Annotated in this window: 20 protein-coding genes; 12 read left to right on the top strand and 8 right to left on the bottom strand. The window is 53.2% G+C overall.

Annotation, left to right across the window (positions count from 1 at the left end; all coding sequences use genetic code 11):
• The first annotated feature begins 208 nt into the window (after positions 1 to 208).
• The 3 genes from ppiA to HV127_RS04600 all read left to right on the top strand — a co-directional run bounded on the left by ppiA (position 209) and on the right by HV127_RS04600 (position 2,768).
• The gene (ppiA, locus tag HV127_RS04610) at positions 209 to 778 is read left to right on the top strand and encodes a peptidylprolyl isomerase A (RefSeq protein ID WP_110274978.1); all 570 of its coding nucleotides are present in this window, start codon (positions 209 to 211) and stop codon (positions 776 to 778) included.
• Positions 779 to 893: 115 nt separating this feature from the next.
• Complete coding sequence (gene pabA, locus HV127_RS04605; RefSeq protein WP_182235117.1) at positions 894 to 1,457, top strand: aminodeoxychorismate synthase component 2; 564 nt, start codon at positions 894 to 896, stop codon at positions 1,455 to 1,457.
• A 90-nt stretch (positions 1,458 to 1,547) separates the two neighbouring features.
• Positions 1,548 to 2,768 (top strand): aspartate aminotransferase family protein, encoded by a 1,221-nt coding sequence (locus HV127_RS04600; protein WP_182235116.1) that lies wholly within the window; start codon positions 1,548 to 1,550, stop codon positions 2,766 to 2,768.
• On the opposite strand, the gene HV127_RS04595 is transcribed toward HV127_RS04600, so the two are convergent.
• Together HV127_RS04595 and crp are read right to left on the bottom strand one after the other, a co-directional pair.
• Entirely contained in the window at positions 2,758 to 4,836 is a 2,079-nt protein-coding gene (locus tag HV127_RS04595; protein WP_182235115.1) for a YccS/YhfK family putative transporter, read from the bottom strand. The two genes, HV127_RS04600 and HV127_RS04595, sit on opposite strands and share 11 nt — an antisense overlap.
• A gap of 51 nt (positions 4,837 to 4,887) precedes the next feature.
• Positions 4,888 to 5,520 (bottom strand): cAMP-activated global transcriptional regulator CRP, encoded by a 633-nt coding sequence (gene crp, locus HV127_RS04590; protein ID WP_000242758.1) that lies wholly within the window; start codon positions 5,518 to 5,520, stop codon positions 4,888 to 4,890.
• A 304-nt stretch (positions 5,521 to 5,824) separates the two neighbouring features.
• Here crp and HV127_RS04585 point away from each other — a divergent pair, with 304 nt between their 5' ends.
• On the top strand, positions 5,825 to 6,229 hold the full coding sequence (locus tag HV127_RS04585; RefSeq protein WP_004106401.1) for an OsmC family protein: 405 nt from the start codon (positions 5,825 to 5,827) through the stop codon (positions 6,227 to 6,229).
• 55 nt (positions 6,230 to 6,284) lie between these two features.
• Here HV127_RS04585 and HV127_RS04580 read toward each other — a convergent pair whose 3' ends face one another.
• The 4 genes from HV127_RS04580 to HV127_RS04565 form a co-directional block, all read right to left on the bottom strand.
• On the bottom strand, positions 6,285 to 7,154 hold the full coding sequence (locus tag HV127_RS04580; protein ID WP_110274982.1) for a phosphoribulokinase: 870 nt from the start codon (positions 7,152 to 7,154) through the stop codon (positions 6,285 to 6,287).
• A 36-nt stretch (positions 7,155 to 7,190) separates the two neighbouring features.
• On the bottom strand, positions 7,191 to 7,409 hold the full coding sequence (locus tag HV127_RS04575; protein ID WP_110274983.1) for a YheU family protein: 219 nt from the start codon (positions 7,407 to 7,409) through the stop codon (positions 7,191 to 7,193).
• Positions 7,406 to 8,404 carry a hydrolase gene (locus HV127_RS04570; RefSeq protein WP_182240559.1) on the bottom strand — a complete coding sequence of 333 codons (999 nt, stop codon included), beginning with the start codon at positions 8,402 to 8,404 and terminating at the stop codon, positions 7,406 to 7,408. Before HV127_RS04570 ends, HV127_RS04575 begins: the two co-directional genes overlap by 4 nt.
• Before the next feature lie 104 nt (positions 8,405 to 8,508).
• Entirely contained in the window at positions 8,509 to 9,228 is a 720-nt protein-coding gene (locus tag HV127_RS04565) for an NUDIX domain-containing protein (protein ID WP_182235114.1), read from the bottom strand.
• 191 nt (positions 9,229 to 9,419) lie between these two features.
• Here HV127_RS04565 and prs point away from each other — a divergent pair, with 191 nt between their 5' ends.
• The 4 genes from prs (at position 9,420) to HV127_RS04550 (ending at position 12,181) form a co-directional block, all read left to right on the top strand.
• Positions 9,420 to 10,280, top strand: a complete 861-nt coding sequence (gene prs, locus HV127_RS04560) for a ribose-phosphate diphosphokinase (RefSeq protein ID WP_182235113.1) — start codon at positions 9,420 to 9,422, stop codon at positions 10,278 to 10,280.
• Between the two features lie 13 nt (positions 10,281 to 10,293).
• Positions 10,294 to 11,784: a nicotinate phosphoribosyltransferase gene (locus HV127_RS04555; RefSeq protein ID WP_182235112.1), complete on the top strand. Its 1,491-nt coding sequence runs from the start codon at positions 10,294 to 10,296 to the stop codon at positions 11,782 to 11,784.
• A gap of 159 nt (positions 11,785 to 11,943) precedes the next feature.
• Complete coding sequence (locus HV127_RS31660; protein ID WP_228727519.1) at positions 11,944 to 12,117, top strand: DUF5431 family protein; 174 nt, start codon at positions 11,944 to 11,946, stop codon at positions 12,115 to 12,117.
• Positions 12,062 to 12,181: a Hok/Gef family protein gene (locus HV127_RS04550; RefSeq protein WP_228727518.1), complete on the top strand. Its 120-nt coding sequence runs from the start codon at positions 12,062 to 12,064 to the stop codon at positions 12,179 to 12,181. The genes HV127_RS31660 and HV127_RS04550 overlap by 56 nt, the downstream gene beginning before the upstream one ends.
• Positions 12,182 to 12,271: 90 nt before the next feature.
• On the opposite strand, the gene HV127_RS04545 is transcribed toward HV127_RS04550, so the two are convergent.
• Positions 12,272 to 14,170 (bottom strand): ABC transporter ATP-binding protein, encoded by a 1,899-nt coding sequence (locus tag HV127_RS04545; RefSeq protein ID WP_182235111.1) that lies wholly within the window; start codon positions 14,168 to 14,170, stop codon positions 12,272 to 12,274.
• A gap of 175 nt (positions 14,171 to 14,345) precedes the next feature.
• Between HV127_RS04545 and kefG the strand changes: the two genes are divergently transcribed.
• The 4 genes from kefG to slyD all read left to right on the top strand — a co-directional run bounded on the left by kefG (position 14,346) and on the right by slyD (position 17,593).
• On the top strand, positions 14,346 to 14,906 hold the full coding sequence (kefG, locus tag HV127_RS04540) for a glutathione-regulated potassium-efflux system ancillary protein KefG (RefSeq protein WP_142513304.1): 561 nt from the start codon (positions 14,346 to 14,348) through the stop codon (positions 14,904 to 14,906).
• Positions 14,893 to 16,698, top strand: a complete 1,806-nt coding sequence (gene kefB, locus HV127_RS04535; RefSeq protein WP_182235110.1) for a glutathione-regulated potassium-efflux system protein KefB — start codon at positions 14,893 to 14,895, stop codon at positions 16,696 to 16,698. The genes kefG and kefB overlap by 14 nt, the downstream gene beginning before the upstream one ends.
• A 12-nt stretch (positions 16,699 to 16,710) precedes the next feature.
• A complete protein-coding gene (locus tag HV127_RS04530) occupies positions 16,711 to 16,911 on the top strand; it encodes a YheV family putative zinc ribbon protein (protein WP_110274993.1) in 201 nt (66 codons plus the stop codon).
• A gap of 94 nt (positions 16,912 to 17,005) precedes the next feature.
• Positions 17,006 to 17,593 (top strand): peptidylprolyl isomerase, encoded by a 588-nt coding sequence (gene slyD, locus HV127_RS04525; protein ID WP_110274995.1) that lies wholly within the window; start codon positions 17,006 to 17,008, stop codon positions 17,591 to 17,593.
• A 59-nt stretch (positions 17,594 to 17,652) separates the two neighbouring features.
• Here the strand turns inward: slyD and HV127_RS04520 are convergent, their stop codons facing one another.
• A complete protein-coding gene (locus HV127_RS04520) occupies positions 17,653 to 17,871 on the bottom strand; it encodes a protein SlyX (RefSeq protein WP_110274997.1) in 219 nt (72 codons plus the stop codon).
• Between the last annotated feature and the right edge of the window lie 156 nt (positions 17,872 to 18,027).

The following is an 18,027-nucleotide window of genomic DNA, read 5'->3' as shown; positions in this document are numbered from 1 at the left end:
GTGATGTAATTAAATGTTTATTCTGAAATGTAGATCTTTTTGCACGAATAAATGTGATTGAAATCACATTTAATTATTTGATGGATTAATGATTGCGTCGTAACAAGTGTTTCAGCTAAGTAAAATTAGGTAAAAGGCTGGCCCAGGATGCAAAGGCTCTTTAGAATCAAGGCACTCGCTTTTTATTCTGCTCCGTTAAGGAATTTCCATGCTCAAATCAACTCTCGTGGCGGTGGCTGCCGTTTTCGCCTTTTCAGCATTTTCCCCGGCCATGGCGGCGAAGGGCGACCCTCATGTGTTGCTGACCACCTCTGCGGGCAATATTGAGCTTGAGCTGAATAGCCAGAAGGCACCCATTTCGGTAGATAACTTCCTGAAGTACGTCAACAGTGGTTTCTATAACAACACCACCTTTCACCGTGTGATCCCGGGCTTTATGGTGCAGGGCGGCGGCTTTAACGAGCAGATGCAGCAAAAGCAACCTAACCCGCCGATTAAAAACGAAGCGGACAACGGCCTGCGTAATACCCGTGGAACCATCTCCATGGCGCGTACTGCCGATCAGGACAGCGCGACCAGCCAGTTCTTTATCAACATTGCAGATAACGCTTTCCTCGACCACGGCCAGCGTGATTTTGGCTATGCGGTCTTCGGCAAGGTCGTGAAAGGAATGGACGTTGCGGATAAGATTTCTCAGGTACAGACCCATAACGTTGGGCCTTATCAAAATGTTCCGTCTAAACCGATTGTTATTCTGTCGGCGAAAGTGCTGCCGTAAAATATGTCTCCTGCGCGGGTACCAAGCCCGCGCTGCTTTCTCCCGCCAGATAAAGTGATAAGCGAAACCCGAGAATCTGCGTAGAATACCCCGGTTTGTAACTTCCGGAGCCGCCATGATCCTGCTTATCGACAACTACGATTCTTTCACCTGGAATTTATATCAGTACTTCTGCGAGCTGGGAGCCGAAGTCCTTGTCAGGCGTAATGATGAGTTGACGTTGGAGGAGATTATCGCGCTGGCGCCGGAGAAAATCGTTATTTCGCCGGGCCCCTGTACCCCTGATGAATCAGGGATTTCGCTGGCGGTGATTCGCCACTTTTCCGGCAAGACTCCGCTCCTGGGCGTCTGCCTTGGTCATCAGGCTATCGCGCAGGTTTTCGGCGCGACCATCGTGCGGGCTGCCAAAGTGATGCATGGTAAAACGTCTCCTGTCATTCACAATGGGCAAGGGGTGTTTGCTGGGTTGAATAATCCACTCATCGTTACTCGCTACCACTCCTTATTGATCGATCCCCCAACGCTACGGGAATGCTTTGAGATCACCGCCCGCAGCGAAGAGGGCGAGATCATGGGGATTCGCCATCGCGAGTTTGATCTCGAAGGCGTGCAGTTTCACCCGGAGAGCATTCTTAGCGAGCAGGGGCATCAACTGCTGGCAAACTTCCTCAATCGTTGATTTGTAGTTGCCATTGATTGATTTTTTATGCATATTTTGTGATTAGATTATCATAATCATTGCTGCATAACGAAGAAGGATGGGCATGACATGGCAACTGAACAACCGGCAATCACCCGCGCCACATTCGATGAGGTCATTTTGCCGATTTATGCACCGGCAGAATTTATTCCGGTGAAGGGCAAGGGCAGCCGCGTATGGGATCAGCAGGGCAAAGAGTACGTTGATTTCGCAGGCGGTATTGCCGTGACCGCGCTCGGTCATTGCCATCCGGCGCTGGTGGCGGCACTGCATGAGCAGGGCGAAACTCTGTGGCATACCAGTAACGTGTTTACCAACGAACCGGCCCTGCGCCTGGGACGTAAGCTGGTCGATGCGACTTTTGCCGATCGCGTGGTGTTTATGAATTCCGGGACGGAAGCTAACGAAACCGCGTTCAAGCTGGCGCGTCATTACACCGTGACTCGCCATAGCCCGTATAAAACCAAAATCATCGCCTTCCACAATGCGTTCCATGGTCGTTCGCTGTTCACCGTCTCCGTAGGCGGTCAGCCGAAATACTCCGATGGCTTTGGCCCGAAACCGGCTGATATCGTTCACGTGCCGTTTAACGATTTACACGCGGTAAAAGCCGTCATGGACGATCATACCTGCGCGGTAGTGGTAGAACCGATTCAGGGCGAGGGGGGTGTGACTGCGGCGACGCCTGAATTCCTGCAAGGGTTGCGTGAACTGTGCGATCAGCACCAGGCACTGTTAGTGTTTGATGAAGTGCAGTGCGGTATGGGGCGTACGGGCTCGCTGTTCGCTTATATGCACTACGGCGTGACGCCGGATATTCTGACCAGCGCTAAGGCGCTTGGCGGTGGCTTCCCGATTAGCGCGATGCTAACCACTCATGAAATCGCCAGTGCTTTCCATGCCGGATCTCATGGTTCAACCTACGGCGGGAATCCGCTGGCCTGCGCAGTGGGCGGTGCGGCGTTCGATCTGATTAACACGCCAGAAGTATTGGATGGTGTGAGTGCGAAGCGCGAGCTGTTTGTTAAACATCTCCAGCAGATTGACGCGCAGTTCGATTTGTTTAGCGATATCCGCGGAATGGGGTTGCTAATCGGTGCTGAGCTTAAGCCGCAGCATCAGGGCCGGGCCCGCGACTTCCTTTATGCTGCCGCAGACGCTGGCGTGATGGTGCTCAACGCCGGGCCTGACGTCATGCGCTTTGTGCCGTCGCTGGTGATTGACGATAGCGATATTGCCGAAGGAATGGCGCGCTTTGCCCAGGCAGTTGAGCGTGTGCTTAGCGCTTAGTGGTACGTAGCCAGATGCCATGATGCGGACGCTGACGCCATGCCACCGACGAAATGGTGTGCATGGTGTTCAGGTGACCCAGAATGCGCTGCAGATGCTGTTCCATGGTACTGAGCGGGCCGCGAGGGACTTCCGCATCCTGGGCCTCCATAATATTCACATCTCCAGCGCTCCCCGGTCCATCTGAATCCAGCCGTTGCTGACAGCGCTGTAGCGCAATCTCACAGGACTCCAGATAACGCTGAGCTAGATCCGGCGTCAGCATATTGTGCTCGCGCGCCAGGGTGGTCATCGCATTGATGTGCTCAACAATGAACTGGCTATGGGTTACCCACAGCTTCATATCTTCCAGATAGTGCGAATTAAAGCCCGGTTCCTGCATCGCCTGATTGAGTGAGTTAAACAGCGCATTGTGCGCCTGATTAACGCGCATTCGCTGATAGGCCAGCGCCGGAGCCTGATGATCGTCGCTAAGAATGAGCCGGATCGCTTCCTGATCGGCTTCCAGCGCGTCGTGGGCATTTTTGCGTAGCAGACCGCTTTGCCACTGCGGCCATAGCCAAACCATCCCACCAAAAGCGATCAGACAGCCAATAAGCGTGTCGATTAATCTGGCGATGATAAACTGCTCACCGTTTAGCGTGAGTAATTGCAGGGTATAAACCGCCGTGACGGTAAAACCAACCATTGCCCAGCCGTAGTTCTTACGAATAATCAGGTAGCTTAGCAGCGTGATGAAGAGCATGGCGGTCAGCGTATAGCCTTCAGGCACGTGGAAGTGTAGCGTCAGTCCGGCGATCACCAGCCCGGCAATCGTTCCAGCCGCCCGGTGAACAATGCGCACCCGCGTCGCGCCGTAGCCGTTTTGCGTCACGAACAGCACAGTCATCAGGATCCAGTAGGGTTTCGGCAGATGCAGTGCGCTGCCCATCAGGCTGGCGGCGCTCAGCATTACGCTGATGCGCGCGGCGTTGCGTAACGCCGGAGATTTAAACGACAGGTAGCTTTTCAGCGCTGGCAGCAGGGGTAAACGTCGAGTTTTATCCGCCATCAAGTTGCGCGTGTACAGAGGACGCTGGGTACGCAAAACCCGGGCGATACGGCTGAAGTGCCAGGCGCAGAACTGGCCGACCGGGTTATCCGGATGTTGCCAGGCAATTTTTTCCAGCGCGCCGATCTGTTTATCCATCTGAAAGCGCTGTGGGTAACGATGGTAGAGAAGATCGTCCGCCAACTCACGCAGGCGGGCGGCAACGGTTTGCGCATTCCAGCGAATCACTGCTTCTGCGTGACTGCGTTCCACCAGTTTCTGCACTTCTTCCGGCTGATGCAGGCTAACGGAGATATGTTCCTGTAAATCCAACCCCACCTGAAAAGCGCGCAACAGACGTTTGTGGTCGTTGCGTTGATTGGCCGCCAGCATATGCATCTGCTGGTAACACTGGGTAATCAGATCAACCACTTTCTGCTGGCGGTTAAGTAGCGGCGGCAGCGAGGTGGCCGGGTCCGTATGCTGGGTCAGCAGGCTGTATTTGGCCTCGCAATAGTTAGCCAGTTCGCGGTAGAGCAGGCTCAGCGACTCGCGCAGCGGTTGTTCGCGCCATAGCCAAAACCAGAACCAGTTAAAGACGCCATACCATAAGGTGCCGAGCGCGTAGATTAGCAGTGGCTCCCACACCGGCATGTTGCCCGCAAGGCTGAGGGTAAAAATGGCGGCAATAAGTGAAGCAGGCAGTAGTCGCGCGTGCAGTGAACTGATTTCGGCAGTCACCCCAAGGATTAGCGCCAGACCAGTGAGAATCAGCGGTAGAGGGATCTCGCGTTGCAGCAGGAGCTGGACAATCAGGCTACAGCCAGCAAACAGGCAACCGCCAATAATCAGGCGTTTAAAGAAGCGCTTATGTGGTGTGTCCAGACCGGCAATGTTGCAACAGGCTGGTACCAGGGAAAACAGTAAGCCCTGCTGTAAATGTCCGAGAAGAAGTCCGATTGCGACCGGCAGACACAACACCAGCGTTTGCCGCAGTGCGTAGTTGACTTCCGGGTGGTAAATCAGCCTGCGCCACATGAGGGGGAAACAAAAACGGCGTATTGCTATGCAATACGCCGTTTTGCCGACTTAACGGGTACCGTAGACGACGATAGTTTTACCATGCGCGGAGATCAGGTTTTGATCTTCCAGCATTTTCAGGATACGACCAACGGTTTCGCGGGAGCATCCAACGATCTGACCGATTTCCTGACGGGTAATTTTAATTTGCATACCGTCCGGGTGGGTCATCGCATCAGGCTGTTTTGCCAGGTTCAGCAGCGTCTGGGCGATACGACCCGTCACGTCGAGGAAGGCGAGGTTACCGACTTTCTCTGACGTAACCTGCAGGCGACGTGCCATTTGCGAAGAGAGACGCATCAGGATGTCCGGGTTAACCTGGATCAACTGACGGAATTTTTTGTAGGAGATTTCGGCCACTTCACATGCGGTTTTCGCACGTACCCATGCACTACGTTCCTGACCTTCTTCAAACAGGCCTAATTCACCGATGAAATCGCCCTGGTTGAGGTAAGAGAGGATCATCTCTTTACCTTCTTCATCCTTGATGAGTACAGCCACGGAGCCTTTAACGATGTAGTACAACGTTTCTGCTTTCTCACCCTGGTGGATCAGCGTGCTCTTTGAGGGGTACTTATGAATGTGGCAATGAGACAAGAACCATTCAAGGGTAGGGTCTGTTTGCGGTTTGCCAAGCACCATGCGCGGTTATCCTCTGTTATAAGCTATCTCCAGATGCCGACACTACACGGCATCCGGGCATGCAATCGTATTAAATCCCTATACCTGGGAATCTGGCTGAAAATTTCCTGCAGCCTGTAATGTGAACTCCTCAGCATACATGCAGTGCATCAATGTATTACTGTAGCATCCCGATTGTTTTAGCATAGCTTTCGCCGCGTGTCTCCTGGTGTCTCGCTTCAGCATGACCTAGGTCGCCTTCCGTTGCGAGAATTGTTATGTGCGCGTAATCTGTCAGGAAAATTACAGCCCTGGAGTTAAATTTATGCAAGCGCGAGTGAAATGGGTTGAAGGGTTAACCTTCATTGGTGAATCGGCTTCTGGTCACCAGATTCTGATGGACGGTAATTCCGGGGATAAAGCGCCCAGCCCGATGGAAATGGTGTTGATGGCGGCGGGCGGATGTAGCGCAATTGACGTGGTTTCTATCCTGCAGAAGGGACGCCATAACGTCACTAACTGCGAAGTTAAGCTGACTTCTGAGCGTCGCGAGGAAGCACCACGTCTGTTTACCCATATCAATCTGCATTTTATCGTGACCGGTAAAGAGCTGAAAGATGCTGCCGTTTCTCGCGCAGTTGACCTATCGGCGGAAAAATATTGCTCGGTGGCGCTGATGCTGGAGAAAGCAGTAAACATAACTCACTCTTATGAAGTGATCGAGGGATAAGCCGAACGGCGCGAACTCGTCGCCCCGGCATGCGCTGCGCTACCGGGGTTTTTTGTTAGTTGATTTTCCTGCCTTCCATTAGCCGCTCGACCAATGGCGCCATGATAAGCTCCATAGCCAGCCCCATTTTCCCTCCCGGTACCACTAGCGTGTTCATATGCGAGATAAACGAGCCCTGAAGCATCGCCAGTAGCCAGGGGAAATCGATATTCTGTAAGTTGCGGAAATGGATAACGACAAAGCTTTCATCCAGCGATGGGATTGCTTTGGCTGCAAATGGATTGGACGTATCCACCGTAGGTACGCGCTGGAAGTTGAGGTGAGTGCGTGAAAACTGCGGGGTGATGAAGTTGATGTAATCTTCCATCGAGCGAACGACGGAATCCATCACCGCTTCACGAGAGTGGCCGCGTTCGCTGGTATCGCGGATAAGCTTCTGGATCCACTCCAGGTTAACGATCGGCACAACCCCAACCAACAGATCAACATGGTCAGCGACGTTGTGCTGGGGCGTGACAACTCCGCCGTGCAGGCCTTCATAAAACAGCACGTCAGTGGGTTCAGGCAGCGACTGCCAGGGAGTGAAGGTGCCAGGAACCTGATTCCACGGCACGGCTTCATCATAGGTGTGTAAATACTTGCGTGACTGACCTGTACCGTTCAGCCCGTATTCTCTGAAAGTCTGCTCCAGCAGGCCGAAATCGTTAGCCTCGGGACCGAAGTAGCTGATGTGTTTGCCCTGATCTCGCGCTTTGCGGATCGCCATGTCCATTTCCGGGCGGGTGTAGCGGTGAAAGCTATCGCCTTCCACTTCGGCGGCGTGGAGGTTTAGTTGGGCGAATATTTTGCGAAAGGCGAGGCTGGTGGTCGTGGTTCCCGCGCCGCTAGAGCCCGTGACGGCAATCACCGGATGTTTGGCAGACATAACAACTCCCAGGGTAAACGATAGTGTGATGCCGCCTTAGCCGTGAAACTGCTTGCGGGGCATAATATTGACCGTCTCGTGCAGCTCTGACCACACCAGCGCGGCTTCTCCGCTTTTCAGCTGTTGTTTGACATCGGCGACTTTATCCGCCAGCGAACGTTCATGCTCACCATAATCGGTGCCTTCGCGTAATACAAAACTTTCAATCAGGTTATCCAGCGTTTCGGGATCGAGATCCTGCCAGGGAATAATCATATTTGCCCTCCTAACCAGCGAGTTAGCCAATCCGGGATTCGCTGTTCTAACCACATTTCCGGCTTGCGCAGTGTACCACCGACAAAACCAACATGGCCGCCATGCTCTGTAAGTTGATACTCGACATTTGCCGGTAGCTGTTCTTGCGGCGGGATGGAGTGGTGATCCATAAAAGGATCGTCCTTCGCATGAATAATCAGCGTTGGTTTAGTGATGTCGCTTAAGCGCGGCATCGCACTACACTGGCGATAGTAGTCTAGCGCATCGGCAAAACCGTGGATCCTGGCGGTGATGCTATCGTCAAATTCGCGGATGCGGCGCATACCTTTTAGCTGGCGTAAATCAACCGGCAAAGAGCCCGGATAAGCTTTCAGCTTACGCGCGGCATTCGCCTTCAGCAGATTGAGTAGATAACGCTGATAAACGCGGGAAAACCCCTTATCCATATGAGAACTACAGGCTTCCAGCATAAACGGCGCGGAGACGATAACGGCAGCATCGACAGGAATATCGTCACCTTCTTTCGCCAACAGGCAGCCCAGCATATTGCCCCCGAGCGAGTAACCCACCGCTGCAGTTGGCACGTCGCCGTATTCGCGCTGAAGCCAACGTAAAAACCAGGAGCCGTCTTCCGTTTCGCCTGAATGATAGATGCGGTTATTTCGGTTGGGTTCGCCGCTACAGCCGCGAAAATGCATCACCACGCCCAGCCAGCCGCGCTGCATGGCCGCGTGGACGAGTCCGTGAGCATAAGGGCTGTGCAGGCTGCCCTCAAGACCATGAAACACCACCAATCGCGGTTTATGACGAGCCTGAGATGGTTCTTCGCTCCACGCCAGATCGACAAAGTCGCCATCCGGTAATTCAAGACGCTGCCAGTGTGGAGTGAAACGTAGCTTGCGACGGATTAGCCGCGGCAACATGGTTTGCAAATGACGATTGCCAACGCCGCGCATCGGGTGAAACTGCTGCGAGTCGTCTTCGGGGGGCGTCATTTCTGTGGGAGTGATATCAACCATAGCACCAGAGCAATTAATAATCTTTATACATACTATACCGCGCATGAAGTGCGCAGGTTAGCCAATATGTGGTCTTGTGGCTAATCGGTAAGCAGATTGCGTGAGAAAAGATGAATATCCACTCCAGGCTTACGCCGCCACAGGCGGGCCTTTCTTGTTCCTGTCGCCATGCTCTCACCTGTCTCTTCAAACATCCCTGACGCTTCAAAACGGCGAATCAGGCTTTTACGCTGTATGGACTGACCGAGGATTATCTCCGTCGCTTCCTGTAGCTGGCCATGGGTGAAGGTCTCCGGCAAGCAGTAAACGGGCAGTAAAGAATACATGGTTTTTTGCCTTAAGCGATGCAGGGCGGCGGCGATGATTTTCTGGTGATCAAACGCCAGGGAATAGTCGGCAAGCCTGGCAATTGGCACCCAACGGGCATCGTTGACGCTGGCGATATGCGGTTCGCAGTCTGCCCAGGCAATTAGTGCAAACCAGGTGACGGTCAGGCTCCAGCCGCGTGGGTCGCGATCGGGCCCGGAAAAAGTGTCCAGCTGTTCCAACCATGAAGGGGAAACCCCGGTTTTCTCAGTGAGCTTACGCATCGCGGTGGTGCGGGTGGAGTCATCGCGCGCCATATCAATAAAGCCGCCGGGCAATCCCCAATACCCTTTCTGCGGGTGGTTTGCCCGCTCTACCAGCAGGACGCACAGCGCTTGTTGATGAAGCGTGAATAACACGCTATCCACCGTCACCAGAGGGGAGGGAAAGCGGCTGGCATCATATTGATTCAAATAGTCGGCTTCGGTGTTCATAGGCTACTCGCGATGATTTGGAACGCCCATCAGTGTACCAGCCCGACACTAAGCAGCAAGGCTGCGTTTTTTATTATTATTTATCAGTAGATTACCTTCTCAGTGAAATAATACATTTTTATGCTTGCTTAGTATGTGTCTTAAGGACATTATTAATTGTGTCGAAGGGACATAATTGTGAGGGGAGAGTGATGAGTATGAAATTGACGTTAACCCTGGATAACCAGACTTACACTATCGCCAACGGTGTTTTTCCTGATGGCGCTGTCTGGCTGAAGGTGACTAATCCGTTGCCATCCTCTGCCCGCCTGATGTGCATTCGCGCTGCTGCGATGCGGGATATGAACGACTTTATGTTGCTTGCGCAACTGGTGGACGCGGTCCGTCACCAGACCGATGTGCTGGTCAGCCACCTCGAACTACCCTGGCTACCGTGGGCGCGTCAGGACCGACATATGGTTGCTGGTGACAGTTTTGCGTTGAGAGTCTTTGCTACTCAACTCAACACGCTGAAGTTCGATAAGGTGAAAGTGCTTGATCCTCACAGCGACGCTGCTGCGGCGGCAATAGATAACTTTGTGGCGATTCCACAGGAGAGGTGCCTGTTGCTGAGTACGACTCTATGCCATCGGTTTCAGCAAAAGGCGCTAATGCTGGTGGCGCCAGATGCGGGGGCGCTGAAAAAAATTGATGCCGTAGCCAGAGCAACAGGCGTCTCGGAGTACGCCATTCTGAGCAAAAAACGTGATGTGGCAAGCGGCAACCTGACAGGCTTTGCGCTGGTTGCGGGTGATGTCAGGGGCAGGGATCTGCTGATTGTTGACGATTTATGCGACGCCGGCGGCACCTTTATCGGTTCGGCGCAGGTGTTGCGCGATGCTGGTGCCCGCAGCGTCAGCTTGTATGTGACACACGGCATTTTTTCAAAAGGCGTTGAACATCTGCTGAACAACGGCGTTGATGCCATCTATACCACCACTTCTTTGGCTGCTCCGACGCTGGCACATCCGCAGCTTGAACTTATCGACATTGACGCGATCTACGGCGCTTAAGGGAGAAATCATCATGAAAATTAACCCTATTCTGGCTATTGATGGCTACAAAGTTTCTCACCGTGCGCAATATCCCCAGGGTACGACGCGGGTCTATTCTAACTTCACTCCGCGTAGCGATCGTTTTTTTCAGTCGCCGTTGGCAGATGGCAAGCTAGTGTTTTTCGGTCTGCAGGGATTTTTGCAGTGGTTCCTTGTCGAGCAGTTCAACGAGGCATTTTTTGCTCGTCCGGAAGATGAAGTGGTGAACGAATATAAGCAGGTCATGGATGGTTATCTTGGTCGCGATGCGGTCCCGGTGGATCATATTCGCGACCTACATCGTCTGGGCTATCTGCCGCTGCACATTAAATCGTTGGATGAAGGTACAAAAGTGCCGATGAAGGTGCCGGTATTGACCATCATTAATACGAAAGAAGAATTTTTCTGGCTGGTGAATTACCTGGAAACGGTGCTTTCGGCAGAGCTTTGGAAGGCATCCACCAATGCCACTATTGCCCATCACTATCGCAAAATCTGCGAACGCTGGGCGGAAAAGACCTGTAGCGATCTGACCCATCTCGATTTTCAGTGTCACGATTTTTCATTTCGCGGTATGGCCGGATTGCAGGATGCCGCCCAGGCGGGGTGTGGGCATTTGTTAAGCTTCAAGGGGACAGATAGCATTCCGGCACTGCTCTATGCCCGCGATTACTATACCGAAAGTGAAGACTATTTTATCGGCGCCAGCATTCCGGCGACTGAGCATAGTGTGATGTGTATGGGGGAGCGTGAGCATGAGATAGAAACCTTCCGTCGTCTGATTGCCGATATTTATCCGCAGGGATTTGTTTCTATCGTCTCCGATACCTGGGATTACTGGCGGGTACTGAGTGAATTTACCCGCGAACTGAAGGAGATCATTATGCAGCGCCAGGGACGGGTTGTGTTCCGCCCGGACAGTGGTGATCCGGTTGAGATTCTGTGCGGTACTGCTGCTACCGATGATGTACGTACTGAACGAAGTGTAGAAGAGAAAGGCTCTGTCGAGGTGCTGTGGGAGATTTTTGGCGGCACAATAAATGATAAAGGCTACAAGGTATTGGATCCCCATGTGGGCCTGATTTACGGTGATTCCATTACTCTCGCCAGAGCCGATGAGATCATGCGTCGTCTGGAAGCGAAGGGTTTCGCCAGTTCTAATGTGGTGTTCGGCGTGGGCTCCTTTACCTACCAGTATAATACGCGCGATACCTTTGGTTTTGCGATGAAAGCAACCTGGGGGGAAGTCAGTGGCGAAGGGCGAATGATTTTCAAAGAGCCAAAAACGGACAATGGCCTGAAACGTTCGGCCCGCGGTCTTTTACGGGTTGAGCGCGATGCTCTGGGAGAGCTGCAGCTGCATGATGAACAAACTCTGGAGCAGGAGCTGCAGGGAGAGCTAAAAACTCGCTTCCTCGATGGCAAAGTGTTCCGCCGCGAACATCTTGAACAGATACGCGCCCGGTTGGCAGCGCAGCGTTAAGGGCTAATACCTGTTCCGGCAATCCTGATTCTGATTTTCAGATGGCGTAGGCTATCGTCGGGGTGGTGGTGGTAAAGTTGTTGCGGCGCTTGAGGCTTTCGGCCTCTTGCTACAAATGGCATCTGGCAGAAAGAAGAAAGCCCCGCAAGTTAACTCTAAATTAACCTACGAGGCCATCCTGATGCCAGACAACATCAGACTAGCCTCTTACCTGTCGAAAGGCAAGGAGAAGGAAGCCATGAAAATGCCGCGAAATTCGCTGATATGGTGTGTATTAATCGTTTGTATAACGCTTTTAGCGTTTACCTGGCTCACTCGACAAACCTTGTGTGAACTGCGATATCACACGCTGGAAACGGAATTCGCTGCGACTCTGGCTTACGAATCTGGTAAGTAGCTGGCAAGGCGGGGAAACCCGCCTTGACTGGGTGTCTCACATCACTCCGGCGCCTTTAGAGGCTGCTTGAAATCGCGAGCAGCCTCTACTCTACTGCAGCATCTGTTCCAGTTGTTCTTGTGCGTCCAGCCAGGCCATTTCACACTCTTCAAGCCCGGACTTTGCATTGGCTTGTTGCTGTAAACATTCGGTAAGTTCTGCTTTGCGGTTTTGGTCGTATAAGCCGCTGTCGCCCAGCTTCTCTTCCGCCTGCGTTAGACTGGCGTTCAGTTTCTCCATCTCTTTTTCCAGGCGAGCAATCTCTTTACGCAGCGGTTGGGTTTGCGTGCGCAGCTCGGCTTCCCGGCGTTTTTGATCTTTACGCGCTTGAGCGCTGTTGGCGCTCTCTTTTGATTCTTCTGACGCCTGGCTTTCCTGCTTTTGCGAGTCGCTTAGCCATTGCTGATAATCTTCCAGATCGCCGTCAAAAGGCTCGACTTTACTGTCGTGCACCAGATAGAGGTCGTCAGTGGTGGAACGAATCAGATGGCGGTCGTGCGAGACCACCACCAGTGCGCCTTCAAAATCAATCAGCGCTTCGGTTAAGGCCTGGCGCATATCGAGATCGAGGTGGTTAGTCGGTTCATCAAGCAGCAGCAGGTTTGGCCGCTGCCAGACGATTAACGCCAGCACCAGGCGCGCCTTTTCACCGCCGGAGAAGCGCTGTGTCTCTTCATTGACCTTGTCGCTTTGAAAACCAAAGCCGCCGAGATAGTCGCGCAGCTTCTGTTCCAGCACCTGCGGAGCCAGACGGGCCAGATGCTGCAGCGGGGATTCGTCAGCGCGCAGGAACTCAAGCTGATGCTGAGCGAAGTAGCCAAGTTTGATTCCCTTCGCCAGGCCAATCTCACCGCGTAGCGGCTGTAACTCACCGGCCAGCAGTTTTATCAGCGTCGATTTACCGGCACCGTTGCGCCCCAGCAGACCGATGCGTGAACCCGGAACCAGGTTCAGCTTGATCGAGTCGAGAATCACTCGCTCGCCATAACCGGCGCTGACCTTTTCCATCTTCAGTAGCGGGTTCGGCAGGCTTTCCGGTGCGCGGAAGCTAAAATGGAACGGGTTATCGACGTGGGCCGGTGCGATAAGCTCCATACGCTCAAGCATCTTGATACGACTCTGCGCCTGCTTAGCTTTGGTAGCCTGCGCACGGAAGCGATCGATATAGCTTTGTAAATGAGCGACGCGCAATTGCTGGCTTTCGTATGTTGCCTGTTGCTGTGCCAAGCGGGTGGCGCGCTGTATCTCAAATGAGCTGTAGTTGCCCGTATACTCGAACATTGACTGCTGCTCGATATGAATAATCTTGTCGATGATGGGGTCAAGGAAATCGCGATCGTGAGAGATCAAAATCAGGGTGCCGGCATAGCCTTTGAGCCACTTTTCCAGCCAGATGACCGCATCGAGGTCAAGGTGGTTGGTCGGTTCATCAAGTAGCAGCAGGTCAGAGCGACAAATTAGCGCCTGTGCCAGATTAAGGCGCATACGCCAGCCGCCGGAAAAGTCGCTTACCGGCTGCTCCAACTGCTCATTACTGAAACCCAGACCATGCAACAGACTGGCCGCGCGCGAACGTATGGTCCAGGCGTCGACAGCGTCGAGTTTACCGTGCACCGTCGCGATGGCGTGACCGTCATTGCGTTCATTGGCCAGGTTTAAATCGGCCTCAAGCTGGCGGAATTCGCGGTCGCCATCAATGACATAATCAATGGCTGGTTGCGGTAACGCCGGGGTTTCCTGGTTAACCCACGCCAGCTGCCAGTTGCCAGGAAAAGTCATAGTGCCACCATCGGCGCTAATCTCGTTTTTCAAAAGCGAAAGCAGGGTGGATTTACCGCAGCCGTTTTTGCCCACCAGACCGACTTTTTGCCCAGGGTTGATGGTGGCGGTTGCGTTATCCAGCAGGACGCGTACGCCGCGACGAATTTGTAACGAGGAGAAAACAATCATAAGGCGCCGTATGTTCTGATTATGTTAATTTGTCATTATGATAATGTAGTGTGGAGCGAATCGCTCAACCGGGCCGCAATGGTAGCCCAAAATGAAGACGATACACAAAGTCATTCTGGTTGCGTCGGGACGCAGCCGCTGCACAGGCCGCCAGAAGACGTTCGGGAGGGGAAAGATGTCTCAGACAGCGAAGGTTTTGCTGCTGTATGCCCACCCAGAATCTCAGGATTCCGTGGCCAACCGGGTTTTGCTTGAACCGGCCTTACAGTTGTCGAATGTCACCGTGCACGATCTCTACGCGCACTATCCAGATTTTTTTATCGATATTGCCTGGGAGCAGGAGTTACTGCGTCAGCATGAGGTGATCGTTTTCCAGCATCCGCTATATACCTGGAGTTGCCCGGCACTGCTGAAAGAGTGGCTGGACAGGGTGTTAAGCCGCGGCTTTGCCAGCGGAGCCGGGGGAAACCAACTGGCGGGAAAGTACTGGCGGAGTGTGATTACCACTGGTGAGCCGGAGAGCGCCTATCGGCGGGATGCCCATCGCTATCCGATGAACGACATCCTGCGTCCTTTTGAACTAACCGCTGGCATGTGCAGAATGCACTGGATGAGCCCTATTATCGTCTACTGGGCGCGGCGGCAATCCCCTAACGACTTGAAAAGCCACGCGCGCGCCTATCGCGACTGGTTGGCTAACCCTATAACGGCAGGAGGTTCAAATGGCGGGAGCTGATCTGCTGCTGGCGGGGGTGTTGTTTCTGTTTGCCGCCGTGGTTGCGGTACCGTTGGCGGCGAGGCTGGGGATTGGTGCCGTTCTGGGGTATCTGTTGGCCGGTATTGCCATTGGCCCGTGGGGATTGGGTTTCATTAGCGATGTCGATGAAATTCTTCATTTCTCAGAGTTAGGCGTTGTTTTCCTGATGTTTATCATCGGGCTGGAGCTGAATCCGGCCAAGCTCTGGCGGTTAAGAAGCTCAATTTTTGGCGTAGGTGCCGCGCAGGTCGCCCTGAGTGCGCTCATTCTTGGCGGTTTGCTCATGCTTAGCGACTTCTCATGGCAGGCTGCAGTGGTTGGCGGAATTGGGTTGGCAATGTCTTCAACCGCCATGGCGCTACAGCTCATGCGTGAGAAAGGGATGAGCCGCAGCGAATCCGGACAGTTAGGTTTCTCCGTATTGCTGTTCCAGGATCTGGCAGTTATCCCTGCTCTTGCGCTGGTTCCTCTACTTGCTGGCTCGGGCGATGATCATTTTGATTGGGCCACTGTGGGGATAAAGGTCCTGGCCTTCGGTGGGATGCTGGTCGGTGGGCGCTACCTACTGCGACCGGTTTTCCGTTTTATCGCTGGTTCCGGTGTGCGAGAGGTTTTTACCGCTGCGACCCTGCTGTTGGTACTCGGATCGGCGCTATTTATGGATGCGCTCGGCTTATCGATGGCTCTGGGGACGTTTATCGCGGGCGTACTGCTGGCAGAGAGCGAGTATCGTCATGAACTGGAAATCGCCATTGAGCCGTTTAAAGGGCTGCTGCTCGGATTGTTCTTTATTTCCGTTGGTATGGCGCTGAATCTCGGGGTGTTATACACCCATCTGCTATGGGTTATCGCCAGCGTTGCAATACTGGTCGCGGTGAAAGGAGGAGTCCTGTATCTGCTGGCGCGAGTTTACGGCTTACGTAGCTCGGAGCGCATGCAGTTTGCAGGCGTTCTAAGTCAAGGGGGAGAGTTCGCCTTTGTGTTGTTTTCGATGCCCGCTTCGCTTCGTTTGTTTCAAAACGATCAGATGGCGCTGCTGTTGGTCACGGTGACATTGTCGATGATGACCACGCCGCTGCTTATGACACTAATCGATAAAGTGCTTTCGCGGCGGTTTAATCAGCCTGAAGAAGAGGATGAGGCTCCGTGGGTTGAGGATGATAAACCACAGGTCATTATCGTCGGCTTTGGGCGTTTCGGGCAGGTGATTGGCCGCCTGCTGATGGCGAATAAAATGCGCATTACGGTGCTGGAGCGCGATATCAGTGCGGTAAACCTGATGCGTAAATACGGCTATAAAGTCTACTTTGGCGACGCGACGCAGCTCGAACTGCTGCGTGCCGCGGGGGCTGAGGACGCACAATCGATAGTGATCACCTGTAACGAGCCAGAGGATACGATGAGGCTTGTGGAGATGTGCCAGCAGCATTTTCCGCATCTGAATATTCTGGCGCGAGCTCGGGGACGCGTTGAGGCGCATGAGCTTTTGCAGGCTGGAGTGGCGCAATTTTCGCGCGAGACGTTCTCCAGTGCGCTGGAGTTGGGACGTAAAGCGCTTATCTCTATAGGTATGCATCCACACCAGGCACAGCGTGCGCAACTGCACTTTCGTCGTCTCGATATGCGAATGCTGCGTGAGTTAATGCCGGTGCATACTGATACCCTGCAGATATCCCGCGTGCGTGAAGCCAGGCGCGAGCTGGAAGAGATCTTTCAGCGAGAGATGCAAAAAGAGAGCAGGCAGTTAGACGGCTGGGATGAGTTTGAATAAAAGGTAAATAATATGGCGGTGCGTAAACGTTTTATTGCCGGTGCGAAATGTCCGGCGTGCCAGGCTCTGGATTCGCTGGCAATGTGGCGTGAAAATAATGTCGATATTGTTGAATGCGTTAAGTGCGGCCACCAGATGCGTGAGGCTGATAAGGAAGTTCGCGATCATGTTCGCAAAGAGGAGCAAGTGATAGGCATTTTTCATCCGGACTAGCGTTATCTATCGGCTTTTTTTAAGCTAGAGGGTACACGGCTGCAGAATTCCGCTACAATCTGCGCCACTATTCTTCCCTTGCTCAGGAGATATCATGAAAGTAGCAAAAGACCTGGTGGTCAGCCTGGCCTATCAGGTACGTACAGAAGACGGTGTGTTGGTTGATGAGTCTCCGGCAAGCGCGCCGCTGGACTACCTGCATGGTCACGGCTCCCTGATTTCCGGCCTGGAAAATGCGCTGGATGGTCATGTAGTGGGCGACAAGTTTGATGTAGAAGTCGGCGCTAACGACGCATACGGACAGTACGATGAAAACCTGGTTCAGCGTGTTCCTAAAGACGTTTTCATGGGTGTTGATGAACTGCAGGTAGGCATGCGCTTCCTGGCAGAAACCGACCAGGGCCCGGTACCGGTTGAAATCACTGAAGTGGGTGATGAGCACGTTGTTGTTGACGGTAACCACATGTTGGCTGGCCAGAATCTGAAGTTCAATGTTGAAGTTATCGCGATTCGCGAAGCAACGGCTGAAGAGCTGGAGCACGGTCATGTCCACGGCGCGAATGGACACGATCATGACCATGACCACGATCATGACGGTTGCTGCGGTGGCCACGGTCACGGCCATGACCACGAACATGGTAAAGGTGGTTGCGGCGGTAATGGCGGTTGCGGTTGCCACTAATTCCATCGCATTAGCGTTCTGGAATAAAAAAAGCGGGGAAACCCGCTTTTTTTACGCCATTAGTAATGGGGCGGAGGCGTCTCTTCCGCCTGTGAGGCGATATGCGATGGTTGAGTTGCTTTTAGCTTTTCTACCATTAAGCGTAAATGTTCACGCATCCTGGCCATTTCGATCTCGTGAGCGGTGACGGTCTTGTTGAGGTCTTCAATAGTGATTTCCTGGAACGCTAACCTGCTCTCCAGTTCCGCAAGGCGAGTCTCTAAAGTGCTATCGTGCATGAGTAACCTCTTCTGTCCTATTCTGCGGTCGGATTCTACTGAAGTTTCAGCATCCGCGCAGCATCGTTGCGTGTGGCAGGAAACTAATTCATACAAAAATAGTCCTAAATGAGGCGATATTCAGGAACGTCTGTATGTAGATTTGCTCTACAACGT

Source organism: Klebsiella sp. RHBSTW-00215, assembly GCF_014103785.1.
Lineage (GTDB): Bacteria > Pseudomonadota > Gammaproteobacteria > Enterobacterales > Enterobacteriaceae > Klebsiella.
Note: the sequence above shows the minus strand (reverse complement) of the source record. Positions and strands in the feature narration are given on the sequence as shown.